This is a genomic window from Mycobacterium sp. (genome assembly GCF_049647605.1).
Classification (GTDB): domain Bacteria; phylum Actinomycetota; class Actinomycetes; order Mycobacteriales; family Mycobacteriaceae; genus Mycobacterium.
Genome location: NZ_JBARXZ010000162.1, coordinates 1 through 16,521, shown reverse-complemented (window position 1 = coordinate 16,521; position 16,521 = coordinate 1). Strand labels below are relative to the sequence as shown.

Here is a 16,521-nt window from a genome sequence, read left to right as displayed (position 1 = left end):
CACCCAGACCGGTCCGCGGTCGTCCTGGCCGACGGCGGCCTCACGCGGGAAGTCGCTGTCGGCGACCTCCCGCAGGGCCGCGGCGAGTTCACCGAATCCGGTGGCCGAGACGGCGGTGCGCACCGGTTTGTGTGCCCGACGCCGGCTCAACGTGTACGCGAGGTCCGGGAGCGCACCGGGCGCTCCGTCCGCCCACTGCGCCAGCCGGGCGGCGCTCACCCGGAGCTGCTCGGTGGAGGTCGCCGACACCGGGAACAACAGCGGCCGTTCGGTCGCGGGGCGCTCGATCGCCGGCGCCCGGTCCGGCGCCTGTTCCAGCACGGCATGCACGTTGGTACCCGACAGTCCGTACGACGACACCGCGGCCCGTCGCGGGTGCTCGTCGGTGGCCGGCCACGGGGTGGCGTCTGTGGGTACGAACAACTCGGTCTGGATCGGGGCGAGCGCCTCCGGCAAGCCGGTGAAGTGCAGGTTTTGTGGCACCACGGCATGTTGGAGCGCCAGGATCGCCTTCATCATGCCCAGCGGCCCCGACGTGGATTGCAGGTGCCCGAAGTTGGTCTTCACCGATGTCAGCGCGGTGGGTCCGGAAGTGCCGTACACGGTGGACAGGCTGGTGAACTCGATCGGATCCCCCACCGGGGTGCCGGTGCCGTGAGCTTCGACCAGCCCGACGGTGGCGGGATCCACTCCGGCGGCGGCCAGCGCTGACCGATACACCTCGACCTGGGCGGATTCGGAGGGTGTGGCGATGTTGACGGTACGGCCGTCCTGATTGGCGGCGGTGCCCCGGATGACGGCCAGAATTCGGTCCTCGTCGCGCTGCGCGTCGTCGAGACGCTTCAGCAGCAGCACCACACAGCCCTCGCCGGAGACGAAGCCGTCGGCCCGGACATCGAAGGCGTAGCAGTGGCCGGTCGGCGACAACATGCCCTGCAGTGATCCCGAGACCGACTTGCGCGGTTCCAGGGTGACGGCGACCCCGCCGGCCAGCGCCAGTGAGCTCTCCCCGTCGTGCAGGCTGCGGCACGCCTGGTGGATGGCCATCAGCCCCGACGAGCACGCGGTGTCCACGGTGACCGCAGGACCGTGCAGTCCCAGCGCGTAGGACACCCGGCCCGAAGCAAAGCTGTTACTCGTGCCGGTGAAGCCGTAGGGGCCTTCGGCGGCGCCGGTATCGGCCGAGAGGAGCTCGTAGTCACCGTGAGTCAGACCGATGAACACCCCGGTCTGCGACTTCGCCAAGGACGGCGGGTCGATCCCGGCGTGTTCCACAGCGTCCCAGGATGCCTCCAGGAGGATGCGGTGCTGCGGGTCGATGGCAGTGGCTTCACGGTCGGTCATCCCGAAGAAGGCCGCATCGAAGCCGCCCACGTCGTCCAGGAACGCGCCCCACCGAGTGACCGAACGCCCGGGCACACCGGGTTCGGGGTCGTAGTAGGCGTCGGCATCCCAGCGGTCCGCCGGGATCTCACCGACAAAATCCTGTCCGCGCAGCAGCGCCTGCCACAGGCCGTGCGGCGAGTCGATTCCTCCCGGCAGGCGGCAGGCCATGCCGATCACGGCAACGGGTGTGGCAGTTTCGGCGCTCAAACTTCTCCCCAGGTGATGTAGGTCAGTTGGGTCCGACTATCGCGGTGTCGGTGCTGCGTGGCTCGGCGGCGACTTCACGTCCTCCAGACGTCTTCCAGAAGACCGGCCCGACTTCGAGACTATCGACTCGGCCCCGACTCGGAAACATACCGACGCGACTATTGCCAGCGAAACCCAAGGTGGCCCTAAGTATTTGGATTGAACTTTCGGCTGACTAGTCGACCCAACGAGCGCATTCAAATTCAACCGGTGTCGACGGGCGCAGCGGGACGTCGAGGCCGTCGTACAGATCCGGTTTCTGCTGGACCAGCCACGGAAGCGCGCCGAGCAACCTGTTGGTCGCGGTGGTGTTGCCGCCGTCAGCGCGAGTGCCCCCGGGGACGTCCGCGCGGACCGTGATGGTCAGCTCCGGATCCCCGTGGACGATCACCCGATGGTCGCCCACCCCTTCGTCGGGTTGTGGCCAGTCTGGCGCGCATGACGGGTCGATGCGCGTGATGTGGTCGACGACAATGCGGGGCCGACCGGCAACCTTGCCTATCACCTTGAGCCAGAATGCGCCCTGGGTGCCGGCCTCGAACCGTCCCATCACGGTATCGACGTCCGCGTCGAGCGGCAGCCGCTCCAACTCCTCGGTGATCTCGTCGATCTCGAGACCGAGACCGCGGCCGATCAGCCGGATGTTGCCGCCCCAGACCATGGTGGGGATGCTGGGCAGCAACATCATCGGAACGTCGTCCATGGATCCGCCGAAGCCACACAACACCCGCACGGCGTGCGGCTGATCGTAGGTGGAGTAGTCGAAGATCTCCTGGCAGTGGATGGTGTCGATCCGGGTACACAGCCCGGCGGCGGTGACGGCGAGTGCGTCGTTGGCCCAGCCCGGGTCGACACCGCTGACAAACAGCGAGGCTCCGCCGGCCTCCGCGGCCGCGGCGAGGCGCGACCGCAGTTCCTCCGGTGCCGACTCGGGGTCGTAGAGGGAGTACATCGCCGGAGTCACGACGTGCACACCGGCCCGCAGGCATCGCTCGATATCGGCGGCGGCCTCGTCCGGCCGGATATCGCCGGACGCCATGTAGGCCACGGCGTCGCATTCCCGCAGCGCCGCCTCGACATCTGCGGTGGCTCTGATCCCGGTGACGTCGTCGACGCCGGCGAAGGAAGCGGCCTCGCGGCCTACCTTCTCCGGGGTGGACGTGATCACCGCCGAGAGCACCTGACCGGGAAAAGCGAGTAGCGATCTGATGGCGGTAGAGCCCATATTGCCGGTACCCCATACCGCGACGCGTAGCTGCATGGCCGTACCGTAACCGACCCTGGCCTGCGAAATCATCGGTTTGACGACCGCCAACGAACCTCATGGCCAACCGGTGGGTTGATTAGTGGGTAGAACTAGCTCACACAGACTTGCGTTTGGGTTACCGGCCGGTATAGTTGGAATGGTTACTGGTGGGTAACTTAGCGCGAGTACCCAACCGGAAAGCTTGCTCATCCAAGTGGATTCTCATCGAGGAGGAATTACATGAGCCACTACAAATCCAACGTACGGGATCAGGAATTCAACCTGTTCGAGGTTCTCGGCGTCGACAAGGCTCTCGGTGAAGGACAGTTCGCCGACCTGGACGTCGACACCGCCCGCGAGATGCTGCACGAGATGGCGCGTCTGGCCGAAGGACCCATCGCGGCATCCTTTGTCGACGGAGACCGCAATCCCCCGGTGTTCGACCCCGAAACCCATTCCGTAAAGCTCCCGGAAGCCTTCAAGAAGTCGGTACGTGCGGTCCAAGACGCCGGCTGGGACAAGGTTGGCATCGAAGAAGTGCTCGGCGGCACCCCGATGCCCCGGGTCCTGGTGTGGGCCCTGCAAGAGCATGTACTGGGTGCCAACCCCGCAGTGTGGATGTACGGCGGCGGCGCCGGATTCGCCAGCATCCTCTACAAGCTGGCCACCGAAGAGCAGAAGAAGTGGGCGGTGTTCGCCGCCGAGCGGCAGTGGGGCGCCACCATGGTGCTCACCGAGCCGGATGCCGGCTCCGACGTCGGCGCCGGCCGCACCAAGGCGGTCAAGCAGGAGGACGGCTCCTGGCACATCGACGGCGTGAAACGCTTCATCACCTCCGCCGACTCCGACGATCTCTTCGAGAACATCTTCCACCTGGTACTGGCCCGCCCCGAGGGCGCCGGACCGGGCACCAAGGGTCTGTCCCTGTTCTTCGTACCGAAATTCCACTTCGATCCCGAGACCGGCGAGCCCGGCGAACGTAACGGTGCGTTTGTCACCAACGTCGAGCACAAGATGGGCCTGAAGGTCTCCACCACCTGCGAGCTGACCTTCGGTCAGCACGGCATCCCGGCCAAGGGCTGGCTCGTCGGCGAGACCCACGACGGCATCGCGCAGATGTTCGACGTCATCGAGCAGGCACGAATGATGGTGGGCACCAAGGCAATCGCCACCCTGTCCACCGGTTACCTGAACGCGCTCGAATACGCCAAGAGCCGCGTCCAGGGCGCCGACCTGACCCAGATGACCGACAAAGCCGCCCCCCGCGTCACCATCACCCACCACCCCGATGTGCGCCGGTCGCTGATGACCCAGAAGGCCTACGCGGAGGGTCTGCGCGCGCTGTACACCTACACCTCGACCTACCAGGATGCCGAGGTCGCCGCAGCGGTACACGGTGTCGATGCCGGGCTGGCGCTCAAGGTCAACGACCTGATGCTGCCCATCGTCAAGGGTGTCGGTTCTGAGCAGGCCTACGCCAAACTGACCGAGTCCTTGCAGACCTTCGGCGGATCGGGCTTCCTGCAGGACTACCCGATCGAGCAGTACATCCGCGACGCCAAGATCGACTCGCTGTACGAGGGCACCACCGCCATCCAGGCGCAGGACTTCTTCTTCCGCAAGATCATCCGCGACAAGGGTGTGGCACTGGCGCATGTTGCCGGGCAGATCGACGAGTTCATCAAGAACGAATCCGGCAACGGCCGCCTGAAGACCGAGCGGGAGCTGCTGGCCACCGCGCTGCTGGACGTGCAGGGCATGGCCGCCACCCTGACCGGCTATCTGATGGCCGCCCAGGAGGACACCGCCAGCATCTACAAGGTGGGCCTGGGTTCGGTGCGCTTCCTGATGAGCGTCGGCGACCTGGTGATCGGCTGGCTGTTGGCCCGGCAGGCCGCAGTGGCCATCGCCGCGCTGGACGCGGGCGCCACCGGCGAGGAGAAGTCGTTCTACGAGGGCAAGATCGCCGTGGCGTCGTTCTTTGCGAAGAACTTCCTGCCGCTGCTCACCAGCACTCGGACCGTGATCGAGAACCTCGACAACGAGATCATGGAACTCGACGAAGCCTCGTTCTGACGCGGAGTCGCTCATCGCGGAAAGCCCCCACTTCGGTGGGGGCTTTCTCCATTTCCGGGGTGCCTGGATGGCGGTCGCCAGAGCATGGCCGGCGCACGGAACCGCCGCCGGAATCCCCTCGGTTCCAGCGGCGGTTGCCGTCTCCCGGGTGGAGCCGAGCCGTCGTGGACTTCCCGACAGCACCGAACCGCCCGAGAAACAAGGACGCTCCGTGTTGCCGTCGGGTCGGGGGGTCAGACGGCAACACGGAGCTATCCGGAACATCGGTTACCCCGAGCGTCGCGTTACGAAACCCGGAAAGTTTTTTCGAGCGAGATCCGGCACGCGGCGTCAGGCCTCGAGAATCGCAGCTACACCCTGGCCGCCGGCGGCGCAGATCGAGATGAGGCCGCGCACCGGCCGCGAAGTCTCTTTCCTGCGTTCGGCGAGCTGTTTGGCCAGCTGGGCGACAATTCGGCCGCCCGTCGCGGCAAACGGATGCCCAGCCGCCAGTGAGGAACCGTTGACGTTGAGCTTCGACCGGTCGATGGCCCCCAAAGCCGAATCCAGGCCCAGCCGGTCCTTGCAGTATTCGTCGGACTCCCAGGCCGCCAGGGTGGCCAGCACCACCGAGGCAAAGGCCTCGTGGATCTCGTAGAAGTCGAAATCCTGGAGTGTGAGGCCGTTACGGGCCAGCAGACGCGGCACCGCGTATGTGGGCGCCATCAGCAGCCCGTCGGCACCGTTGACGTAATCGACCGCCGCCGACTCGGAGTCCACGAAGTAGGCCAGCGGCTCGTGACCGTGCTGCACGGCCCAGTCCTCACTGGCCAGCAGCGCCACGGAGGCACCGTCGGTCAACGGGGTGGAGTTGCCGGCCGTCATGGTGGCGTCGCCGTTGCGCACGCCGAAGACCGGCTTGAGTCTGGCCAGCTTCTCGGCTGAGGACTCGGGGCGCAGATTGTTGTCGCGGTAGAGCCCCAGGAACGGGGTCACCAGATCATCGAAGAATCCGCGGTCGTAGGCGGCAGCCATGTTCTGATGACTGGCCGCTGCCAGCGCATCCTGGTCGACGCGCTTGACCCCCATCTGTTTGGCGGTGATCGCGGCGTGTTCCCCCATCGACATCCCGGTGCGCGGTTCGCCGTTGGTGGGGATCTCCACCCCCAGCGACGCCGGCAGCTTCCCGACGAGTTTGAGCCGGTCGACGTTGGATCTGGCGCGGCGCAGACCGAGCAAGACCTGGCGCAGGTTGTCGCCGAAGGCGATGGGGGCGTCCGACGTGGTGTCCACGCCGCCGGCGGCACCGGACTCGTACTGTCCCAGTGCGATGGCATTGGCGACGGCGGTCGCGGCCTGCAGGCCGGTGCCGCAGGCCTGCTGCACGTCGTAGGCCGCGGTGTACGGGGACAGGCTGCTGCCCAGCACACACTCGCGCATCAAGTTGAAGTCGCGTGAGTGCTTCAGAACGGCGCCGCCGACGACAGCACCGAGGCGCTCTCCCTGCAGACCGAAACGGTCGACCAGGCCGTTGAGCACCGCGGTGAACATGTCCTGGTTGGACGCCTGCGCGTAGGCGCCATCGGAACGTGCAAACGGAATGCGGTTTCCGCCGAGAACCGCCACGCGTCGGCGGCTCTGGTTGTTTGAATTGGTGCTGGCCACGGGAATCTCCATCAACGTCGAAGTAGCAGACTGGATGTGGCACCCATCCTACCCACTGTTCTTACTCTGGAGTAAGTTCGTGGTGGACAGCACCCGAACCTGAGACGAGAGGTACCGCTGTGGCTTCCGACCTGTTCTCGAACGTCCTGCACTCCGGGCCGGGATCCTTCCTGGCCAAACAGCTCGGTGTGCCGGCACCCGAGACGCTACGCCGGTACCGGGCCGGCGAACCGGCGCTGGCCGGTCCCCTGCTGATCGGCGGCGACGGCCGGATCGCCGAACCGATCCGTACCGCCCTGGCCGATGATTACGACCTGGTGGGCGACAATCTGGGCGGCCGCTGGGCGGACTCCTTCGGCGGGCTGCTCTTCGACGCCACCGGCATCACCACCCCCGCAGGCCTGAAAGCGCTGCACGAGTTCTTCACCCCGCTGCTCCGCAACGTCGGCCGCTCGGGCCGCATCGTCGTGGTCGGCACCATCCCGGACCAGACATCCAGCGTGGACGAGCGCATCGCTCAGCGCGCCCTCGAAGGATTCACCCGCAGCCTCGGCAAGGAGATGCAGCGCGGGGCCACCGTCTCGCTGGTCTACGTGGCAGCAGCGGCGGGGGCGGGCGCCACCGGCGTGGAGTCGACGCTGCGATTCCTGCTGTCGGCGAAGTCGGCCTACGTCGACGGCCAGGTCTTCTACGTCGGCGCCGCCGACTCCACCGCACCGGCGGACTGGGACAAGCCGCTGGCAGGCAAGGTCGCCATCGTCACCGGCGCCGCGCGCGGTATCGGCGCCACCATCGCCGAGGTGTTCGCGCGCGACGGCGCCAAGGTGGTGGCAGTCGACGTCGAAAGCGCCGCCGAAGCCCTGGCAGAGACGGCGGCAAAGGTGAACGGGACCGCCCTGACCCTCGACGTCACCGCCGACGATGCCGTCGACCGCATCGCCGAGCACCTCCGCGAACATCACAACGGCACGGCTCACATTCTGGTCAACAACGCCGGCATCACCCGCGACAAGCTGCTGGCCAATATGGACGACGCCAAATGGGACTCGGTGATCGCCGTGAATCTGCTGGCGCCGCAACGGCTCGCCGAAGGCCTGGTCGGCAACGGCAGCATCGGCGAAGGCGGCCGCATCATCGGATTGTCCTCGATGGCCGGGATCGCCGGTAACCGCGGCCAGACCAACTACGCCGCCACCAAGGCCGGCATGATCGGCCTCACCCAGGCCTTGGCGCCGGTGCTGGCCGACAGCGGCATCACCATCAACGCCGTCGCCCCGGGCTTCATCGAGACCAAGATGACCGAGGCGATTCCGCTGGCCACCCGAGAGGTGGGGCGCCGGCTGAACTCGCTGTTCCAGGGCGGCCGGCCGGTCGACGTAGCAGAGGCCATCGCCTACTTCGCCAGTCCCGCCAGCAATGCCGTCACCGGCAACACCATTCGGGTGTGCGGCCAAGCGATGCTGGGAGCCTGACCGATATGTCCGAGCAATCCAACGGACTGCTGAACATGGCCCGGGCCGCCGCCGGCGCACTGCCGTTTGTCCGCCGCGGCGACTCGCTTCCGGCCCGCACCGTGACGGTGGCCGACTTGGCTGTCGACCGGGCCCACGTGGCGGCCTACGCCGCTGCCACCGGGTTGCGTTTCGGCGACACCGTGCCGGTGACCTACCCGTTCGCGCTGACCTTCCCCACCGTGATGGCGCTGATCACTGCGTTCGATTTTCCTTTTGCCGCAATGGGTTCGGTGCATGTGGAGAACCACATCGACCAGTACCGGCCCATCGCGGTCACCGATACCGTCGGCATCAAGGCACGCACCGAGAACCTGCGGGAACACCGCAAGGGACTGCTGGTCGACGTGGTGACCGAGGTGAGCGTCGGCAACGAGGCGGCGTGGCGGCAGGTCACGACATTCCTGCACCAGCAGCGCACCAGCCTCTCCGATGAACCGAAGGCACCGCCGCAGAAGCAGCCCAAGCTGCCGCCGCCGAACACCCTGCTGCGGGTCACCCCCGCGCAGATTCGGCGCTACGCCTCCGCCGGCGGTGACCACAACCCCATCCACGTCAGCTCGGTCGCGGCCAAACTGTTCGGCTTCCCCACCGTGATTGCCCACGGAATGTACAGCGCTGCAGCTGTTCTGGCGAACATCGAAGGCCAACTACCGGATGCGGTGTCCTACCACGTCAAGTTCGGCAAGCCGATGATCCTGCCCGCCACCGTCGGCGTGTACACCGACCAGGTCGACACCGGCTGGGATATCTCGGTGCGCAATCTGAAGAAGGGTTACCCACATCTGACCGGCACCGTGCGCACGTTGTAACTGGTCACACCACGCATCGGAACCCGATGTGGGTGGTGGCGCTGTCCTGCGACTGCGAGGACCGCGCGGCCGGCCGATACCGGTGGCAGTACTCCGGTGCGCACAGATGCGAGCCACCCTTGAGCGCCTGGTGCACCGACGGGTCACCCCCGGCCGGCGGCGGGCAGCACCCGTTCTCGGCACCGCCCGGCCGATGGTGTGCACTGAACCGGGTGGTGGTCCATTCCCACACGTTGCCGATCATGTCCAACAAGCCAAAAGCGCTGGGCGGGAACGCACCCACCGGTGAGGTGCCACTCCACCCGAGGGCACCGTCGTTTCGGTACGGGAACCTGCCCTGCCAGGTGTTGGCCATCAGGCGTCCGCCTGGGGCCACCTCGTCACCCCAGGCGTACGTCGCGGTCGAGCCGGCCCGCGCCGCGTACTCCCATTCGGCCTCGGTGGGCAGCCTGCGGCCCACCCAGCGGGCATACGCCGCCGCATCCGGATAGGCCACCTGTACCACCGGATGATCCAGCCGGGCATCGATGGACGACGCCGGCCCGGCCGGGTGATCCCAGCAGGCGCCGGGCACCCACCTCCACCACTGCCGCCAGTCCCTCAGGTCGACCGGCCCGGAGGTGGGCGTGAACACCAGCGCCCCCGGAACCAGGTCGGTGTCCGGCACCTGCGGGTACAGCGCCGGGTCCAGGGGACGTTGCGCGACAGTGACATAGCCCGTTTCGGCGACGAATTCCGCGAACTGGGCATTGGTCACCGGATGACGTTCGATCGCAAAATCCTCGACGGTGACGGTGTGCACCGGCGCTTCCTCCGGGTAGAACTCGACCGAACCCATCCGAAACGATCCACCCGGCACGTCGACCAGTTCAGTACCCATGAAACCTCAGGCCCGCCTGCCTTTGAGGCCGCGCCAGAACAGATTGATCATCAACTCGGAGGCGTCGGCGACATCGACGTCACCGGTGCTGACCCGCGCCGCGACCGCCTCGCCGGCCCCCACCAGGGCGATCGCCATCATCTGGAAGTCGGTGTCCGGCTCCGGGTTCCGGGTGCCGGCACTGAGCAGCCGGGCCACCAGGTCGATGACCCGTTCCCGTCCCTCGCGAACCGTGTGCGCAAACGCCGTCGAGCTGGTGGCCTGGGTGTACAACACGATCCAAGAGGCGCGGTTGGCATCGATGTAACGCAGGAAGGACAGAATGGTGTTGCGCAGCATGTCCCTCGGCGGCAACGTGAAGTCGACATCGGCGCGCACCGCCTCGACGAACCGGCTCAGCTCACGGGTCAGACAAGCCCCGAACAGCTCCTCTTTGGACCCGTAGTAGAGGTAGAGCATCGGCTTGGAGATCTCCGCCCTGGCGGCGATCGCATCCATCGACGTCTCGTGATAGCCGTTGACCGAGAACACCTGGACGGCCGCGTCCAGCATCTGCTGTTCCCGGACAGCACGCGGCAGCCGCTTGGTACCACCTGCCATGCCCGGTCACCTTCCGTTCGGTCCGTCCAAGATTAGCCACCGCAGCGCGGGTGCGGCCCCTTGACCTCCGCCATCCGCAACACCGACGCCTCAACCGACGGCAGTGCCAGCTCACCGGCGGAAACCGCCTCCTCCAGTCGGTCCAGCACTGCGGGAACCTCGGCGGTGGACAGCCACAGCGCGGTGTCGGCACCGGCCTGCAACGCACCCAGCACCGCACCGGGCACCCCGACCCGGTCGCTGATCGCCGCCATCCCCGACAGGTCATCGGTGAACACCGGGCCGTTGAACGGCGGACCGCCGTATCCGCCACTGCGCAACAGCTGGTAGGCAGCCGGGCTCAGGCTCGCCGGATCTGAGCCGGTCAGACCCGGCACCTCGAGATGGCCCAACATCACCGCGACCGGCCCCTGCGCGGTCAACGACCGGTAGGGCACCAGATCGGAGGCCTGCAGATCGGCCAGCGGGGCCGTGGTGACCGCGCCGGTGTGGGAGTCACCCGAGCCGTTGCCGTGGCCGGGGAAATGCTTGAGCACCGGGAGCACCCCGGCATCACGCAGGCCGCGGGCATAGGCGCCGGCGTACTCGGTGACCACCGCGGGATCCGAGCCGAAGGATCGGTCACCGATCACCGTGTCATCGGCCGCCGAGGAAACGTCGACCACGGGAGCAAAATCGATGGTGATGCCCAGCCCACGCATCGCGCGGCCGCGATCCAGGGCGATCTGGTACACCTGCTCCGGGGTTTGTGTCTGGGCCAGTACCCGCGCCGACGGCTGGCTGCCGATCAGGCCGGACAGCCGCTGCACCCGGCCACCCTCTTCATCGACGCTGACGGCAACCGGCAGCGCCCCCGCCGCGGCGTTGATCGCCCCCAGCGAGCCATCGGTCAGCATCGACCTGTCGGTCCAGCTGCCGATGAAGATGCCGCCGACGTGATGATCTGCCACCACAGCCTGGGCGTCGGCGGCGTTGTTCACCCCGACCATCAGCAGTTGCGCGAGCTTGTCCCGCGTCGACATCATCGCGACCTGCGCCTGCAGATCACCGCACACCGGCGGGGCCGCCGGCAGCGGGTTGGACAGCGGGGTGCCGGCAGGCGTCGCTGCCGGAGTGGGTACCGCGGACGCCTCGGACGGCGCCGAGACGGGAGCTTCCGCGGCAGGTGAACAGGCCGCCAGCAGGGCCGGCAGCGCCGCGATGGACACCAGGGTGCGGGTCAGTCCTCGGGTTAGAGCCATGCCTTCACTGTGCCTCACCGAATGCCGAACCGGTAACCGATTCGGCGCCCGTCAGCCCGGTCCACCGCGCGACAGCGGCGCCGGGAACTGCCCCGCCGCGTTTTCGGGCGTCGGCCGGTTCACCAGAGCTCAGGCACCTCAACCAGTTTCGCCGACCAGTGCGAGGAATCCACCGGGTGCGAGATCATGAGGCATGACGGTCTTGATGATCGCCTACGACGGCAGCCAGAATGCACAGCGCGCTGTCCACTATGCCGGCCGTTTCCTCGCCGCCGACCGAGCCGTCGTCGTGACCGTCTGGGAGCCGATGCGCGGCGGCCAGGACAACGTGAGCATCGACCTCGACGGGCCACCGGATCTGCCCGACGAGGACGATCTCGACATCGCGTTCGCCGACGCCCAGCGCACCAACGATCACGGGGCCAGACTCGCCCGCCAGGCCGGCCTCAACGCCGAAACACTCGTGGTGGCGATATCCGGCACCGTGTGGCGGACCATCATCGACGCCGCGGACAAGCTGGGCGCCGACCTGATCGTCACCGGGACCAGGGGGACGACGGGGGTGCGCTCGCTGATCCAGTCCAGCGTCGCCGACCGGGTGCTGCGCCACGGCGGGCGTCCGGTGCTCATCGTGCCGCCCGGGCAATGACAGCGTCCGTGCTAGGTTGGCGAACGACTTCGAGCAATACCTTTCCGTGTCCTTTGACCAACAGCTGAGGAGCCCCCCATGTCCCGGTTCGTGGTGCCGGCCGCCGCCAGCCTCGTGGTCGGGCTGCTGCTGGGCGCGGCCGCGGTCTTCGGGGTGACGCTGATGGTGGAACAGGACACCAAGCCGCCCCTGGTCGCGGGTGACCCGGCATCCTCGGTGCTGAACCGCGTCGAGTACGGCGACCGCAGCTAGCCTGTCCGCCTCACCGATCACGGCCCATCCGGGCGGGCCGGAACGTCTGTCATGCCGCTGGCTGTGGCTGGTCGCGGTCGCGACGCTGGTCGTGTCCTTCGCCCAGGCTCCCGGGCTGATCTCCCCGGACACCAAACTCGACCTCACCACCAACCCGCTACGGTTCCTGTCCCGCGCGGCCGACCTGTGGAACAGCGAGCTGCCGTTCGGGCAAGCCCAGAACCAGGCATACGGCTATCTGTTCCCGCACGGCGCGTTTTTCCTGGCCGGTGACGTTCTCGGAATCCCCGCCTGGGTGATCCAACGGTTGTGGTGGGCGCTGCTACTGGCGGCAGGCTTCTGGGGACTGCTGCGGGTCGCCGAGGCGCTCGGCATCGGCACCACCGCGTCGCGGGTGGTGGCGGCAACGGCCTTTACGCTGTCACCGCGGGTGCTGACGACACTGGGCTCCATCTCGTCGGAGACGCTGCCGATGATGCTGGCGCCGTGGGTGCTGCTGCCCGTCATCCTGGCCATGCGCGGCGGGAGCGGCAGATCGCTGCGGGTGTTGGCGGCCCGGGCAGGTATCGCTTTGGCCTTGATGGGTGCCGTCAACGCCGTCGCCACGTTCACCGCCTGCCTGCCTGCGCTGATCTGGTGGGCCTGCCACCGGCCGAACCGGAACTGGCTGAAGTTCAGTGGTTGGTGGCTGTTGTCGAGCGCACTGGCGGTGGCGTGGTGGGTGGTGGCGCTGCTGTCGCTGGGCCGGATCAGCCCCCCGTTCCTGGACTACATCGAGTCCTCCGGTGTGACGACCCAGTGGACGTCGCTGACAGAGATGCTGCGCGGCACCGCGGCCTGGACCCCGTTTGTCGCCCCCGATGCAACCGCCGCCTCCTCGCTGGTCACCGGTCCGGTCGCGATCCTGGCCACCACTTTGGTGGCTGCGGCGGGGCTGGCCGGGCTGGCGCTGCGCACCATGCCGGCCCGCGGCCGCGTCGTCACCATCCTGCTGGCCGGGCTGGTCCTGATGGGGCTGGGCTACGCGGGTGGTTTCGGGTCGCCGATCGCCCATCAGGTGCAGGAGTTCCTCGACGCCGGCGGCGCCCCGCTGCGCAACGTGCACAAGTTCGAGCCGCTGCTGCGGTTGCCGATAGTGCTGGGGCTGGCGCATCTGCTGGGCCGGCTGCCGTTGCCGGGCAGTGTCGCCCGCCCGGTGTGGCTGCACGCGTTCTCCCACCCCGAGAAGGACAAGCGGGTGGCGGTGGGCATCGTGGTGTTGACCGCGCTGCTGACGGCGACCTCGTTGGCCTGGACGGGGCGACTCACCCCACCGGGCACGTACAGCGCGATCCCGTCGTATTGGCAGGAGGCGGCCGACTGGTTGACCGAACACAACACCGGCGCCCCGTACCAAGGCCGGGTGCTGGTGGCCCCGGGCGCCCCGTTCGCCACGCAGGTGTGGGGCACCACCCGCGACGAGCCACTGCAGGTGCTGGGCGAAAGCCCATGGGGGGTACGCGATTCCATCCCCCTGACACCCCCGCAGACCATCCGGGCGCTGGATTCGGTGCAGCGCCTGTTCGCGGCGGGCCGGCCGTCCGCCGGATTGGCCGACACCCTGGTCCGCCAAGGCATCTCCTATGTCGTCGTCCGCAACGACCTGGACCCTGACACCTCCCGCTCGGCCCGGCCCGTGCTGGTTCACCGCGTCATGGACCACTCCCCCGGGCTGGAGAAGGTCGCCGAGTTCGGCGATCCGGTCGGGCCCGGATTGCTGGAGGGTTTCATCGCCGACAGCGGGTTGCGGTTGCGCTACCCCGCTATCGAGATCTACCGGGTGACCGGTGCCGCCGAGGCCGGTGTCCCGTACCTCGCCGACACCGACACCATGGCCCGCATCGACGGCGGCCCGGAGGTGCTGCTGCGCCTGGACGAGCGCCGACGTCTGCGCAAGGAGCCCGCCCTGGGTCCGGCGCTGCTCACCGGGGATGCGGAAGCGGCCGGGCTGCCGGCCCCTGTGGTCACCGTCACCGACACCCCGGTGAACCGCGAAACCGACTACGGCCGCGTCGATGACCACTCGTCGGCGATCCGGGCCGACGGCGATCCGCGGCACACCCACAACCGGGTGCCGGACTATCCGATACCCGGTCAGGAGTTGACTCGCGGATCCTGGGACGGAGGCCGGATCACCGTGTCCAGCTCGGCGGCCGACTCGACCGCGCTGCCCAATGTGGTCCCGGCGTCCGCACCGCCGTCGGCCGTCGACTCCGATCCGGCCACCAGCTGGGTGTCCAACTCGCTGCAGGCCGCCGTCGGGCAGTGGCTGCAGGTGGACTTCGACCGGCCGGTGACCAATGCGACGGTGACGCTGACACCCAGCGCGTCGGCAATCGGCGCGCAGGTCAACCGAATCCAGATCTCCACCGCCAACGGCACCACCAGTCTTCGGGTCGACGAGCCCGGAACCCCGCTCACCGCCGCCCTGCCGTACGGCGAGACGCCGTGGGTCCGGATCACCGCCATGGGCACCACCGACGGCTCCGGAGGTGTGCAGTTCGGCATCACCGACCTCGCCATCACCCAGTACGACGCCTCCGGATTCGCCCACCCGGTCGCCATCCGTCACACCGCAGCGGTCCCGGGCCCCCCGCCGGGGTCGGAGGTGGCCATGTGGGACCTGGGTTCCGAGTTGCTCGGCCGTCCCGGCTGCATCGACACCTCCGAGGGGGTGCTCTGTGCCTCACCGCTGTCGTCGGCCCCCGAGGAACTCGTCAGCCTCAGCAGGACACTGACTGTGCCACAAGAGATCTCACTGACCCCCACGGTGTGGGTGCGGCCCCGCCAAGGCCCTGACCTGGCGGACTTGATACGCGAACCCGGCACCACCCGGGCCGACGGAGACGCCGATTCGTTCGACGTGTTGGGGACCGCGTACGCCGCCGCCGACGGCGACCCGCGCACCTCGTGGACGGCACCCCAGGGGGTGGTGCAACACCGCACGGCGCCGACCCTGACACTCACCCTGCCCGAACCCACCGAGGTCTCCGCCGTCCGCCTCACCCCCAGCAGCTCGGCACTGCCCACCCATCCGTCGCTGGTCGCGGTCAACCTGGGCAACGGCCCACAGGTCCGCAGCATGGAACCCGACGGATCCCAGACCCTCGACCTGACACCGACGGTCACCGACACCATTCGGATCAGCCTGCTGGACTGGACGGACGTGATCGACCGCACCGCGTTGGGATTCGACCAGGTCAAGCCACCCGGGTTGGCCGAAGTGGTGGCACTGGGCCCCGACGGCAAACCCATCGCCCCGGCCGACAGCAACCGGAACCGCGCCCGCCCGGTCACCATCGCCTGTGGTGACGGGCCGGTGATCGCCGCGGCCGGCCGCTTTGTCCAGACCCGCATCACCACCACCGTCGCCGCGCTGCTGGACGCCGAACCGATCGCCGCGCAGCCCTGCGATCCGACACCCATCACGCTGCCTGCCGGCCAACAGGAGGTGCTGGTCAACGCCGGCCGGGCGTTTTTTGTCGACGGGATTCAACTGGCCGGGCCGCTTGCCGAGTCCCAGCCGACCGCACGTACCGAGGTGGCGCGCACCGGAGCGTGGGGACCCGACCACCGTGAGGTGGAGGTCACCGCCGGCGACACCGACCGGGTGCTGGTGGTCCCCGAGAGCGTCAACCCGGGCTGGGCGGCAGCCACCGCCGACGGCACCACCCTGCGCCCGATCACCGTCAACGGCTGGCAGCAGGGTTTTGTCGTCCCGGCGGGGACCGACGGCAGCGTCACCCTGAACTTCGTGTCCAACAGCCTGTACCGCGCCGGTCTCGGCACCGGCTTGGCACTGCTGCCGCTGCTGGTGTTGTTGGCATTGCTGCCGTCGCGCCGCATCGCAACCGGCCACACCGAACCCTGGAGCCCCGGACCGTGGGCGGCGGCAGGGGTACTCGGTGTGGCAACCCTACTGGCCGGGCTGCCCGGGGC

12 protein-coding genes are annotated in these 16,521 nt (G+C 68.1%); 6 read left to right on the top strand and 6 right to left on the bottom strand.

What is annotated here, in order from left to right; all coding sequences use genetic code 11:
* On the bottom strand, window positions 1-1,593 hold a 1,593-nt coding region (locus tag WBB07_RS21180), incomplete at its 3' end, for a type I polyketide synthase (RefSeq protein WP_526310330.1).
* 214 nt (window positions 1,594-1,807) lie between these two features.
* Window positions 1,808-2,893 (bottom strand): NAD(P)H-dependent amine dehydrogenase family protein, encoded by a 1,086-nt coding sequence (locus WBB07_RS21175; RefSeq protein ID WP_526310329.1) that lies wholly within the window; start codon window positions 2,891-2,893, stop codon window positions 1,808-1,810.
* 225 nt (window positions 2,894-3,118) lie between these two features.
* On the opposite strand from WBB07_RS21175, the gene WBB07_RS21170 reads away from it, so the two are divergent.
* Window positions 3,119-4,954 carry an acyl-CoA dehydrogenase C-terminal domain-containing protein gene (locus WBB07_RS21170; protein WP_526310328.1) on the top strand — a complete coding sequence of 612 codons (1,836 nt, stop codon included), beginning with the start codon at window positions 3,119-3,121 and terminating at the stop codon, window positions 4,952-4,954.
* Window positions 4,955-5,284: 330 nt separating this feature from the next.
* On the opposite strand, the gene WBB07_RS21165 is transcribed toward WBB07_RS21170, so the two are convergent.
* Window positions 5,285-6,610 (bottom strand): acetyl-CoA C-acetyltransferase, encoded by a 1,326-nt coding sequence (locus WBB07_RS21165; protein ID WP_526310327.1) that lies wholly within the window; start codon window positions 6,608-6,610, stop codon window positions 5,285-5,287.
* Window positions 6,611-6,717: 107 nt separating this feature from the next.
* On the opposite strand from WBB07_RS21165, the gene WBB07_RS21160 reads away from it, so the two are divergent.
* Together WBB07_RS21160 and WBB07_RS21155 are read left to right on the top strand one after the other, a co-directional pair.
* Window positions 6,718-8,070, top strand: coding sequence for a 3-oxoacyl-ACP reductase (locus WBB07_RS21160; RefSeq protein WP_526310326.1), 1,353 nt, complete (start codon window positions 6,718-6,720; stop codon window positions 8,068-8,070).
* Window positions 8,071-8,075: 5 nt separating this feature from the next.
* Window positions 8,076-8,921, top strand: coding sequence for a MaoC/PaaZ C-terminal domain-containing protein (locus WBB07_RS21155; RefSeq protein WP_526310325.1), 846 nt, complete (start codon window positions 8,076-8,078; stop codon window positions 8,919-8,921).
* A gap of 4 nt (window positions 8,922-8,925) precedes the next feature.
* Here the strand turns inward: WBB07_RS21155 and WBB07_RS21150 are convergent, their stop codons facing one another.
* Genes WBB07_RS21150 through WBB07_RS21140 form a run of 3 tightly spaced genes read right to left on the bottom strand, consistent with a single transcriptional unit; the run spans window position 8,926 to window position 11,642 of the window.
* Window positions 8,926-9,801, bottom strand: coding sequence for a formylglycine-generating enzyme family protein (locus tag WBB07_RS21150; protein WP_526310324.1), 876 nt, complete (start codon window positions 9,799-9,801; stop codon window positions 8,926-8,928).
* A 6-nt stretch (window positions 9,802-9,807) separates the two neighbouring features.
* Window positions 9,808-10,401, bottom strand: coding sequence for a TetR/AcrR family transcriptional regulator (locus tag WBB07_RS21145; RefSeq protein ID WP_526310323.1), 594 nt, complete (start codon window positions 10,399-10,401; stop codon window positions 9,808-9,810).
* A 32-nt stretch (window positions 10,402-10,433) separates the two neighbouring features.
* Window positions 10,434-11,642: a glycoside hydrolase family 3 N-terminal domain-containing protein gene (locus tag WBB07_RS21140; RefSeq protein ID WP_526310322.1), complete on the bottom strand. Its 1,209-nt coding sequence runs from the start codon at window positions 11,640-11,642 to the stop codon at window positions 10,434-10,436.
* Between the two features lie 193 nt (window positions 11,643-11,835).
* On the opposite strand from WBB07_RS21140, the gene WBB07_RS21135 reads away from it, so the two are divergent.
* The 3 genes from WBB07_RS21135 to WBB07_RS21125 form a co-directional block, all read left to right on the top strand.
* On the top strand, window positions 11,836-12,291 hold the full coding sequence (locus WBB07_RS21135) for a universal stress protein (protein WP_526310321.1): 456 nt from the start codon (window positions 11,836-11,838) through the stop codon (window positions 12,289-12,291).
* Between the two features lie 78 nt (window positions 12,292-12,369).
* The gene (locus WBB07_RS21130) at window positions 12,370-12,543 is read left to right on the top strand and encodes a DUF2613 family protein (RefSeq protein WP_526310320.1); all 174 of its coding nucleotides are present in this window, start codon (window positions 12,370-12,372) and stop codon (window positions 12,541-12,543) included.
* Window positions 12,544-12,589: 46 nt separating this feature from the next.
* On the top strand, window positions 12,590-16,521 hold a 3,932-nt coding region (locus WBB07_RS21125; RefSeq protein ID WP_526310331.1), incomplete at its 3' end, for an alpha-(1->3)-arabinofuranosyltransferase domain-containing protein.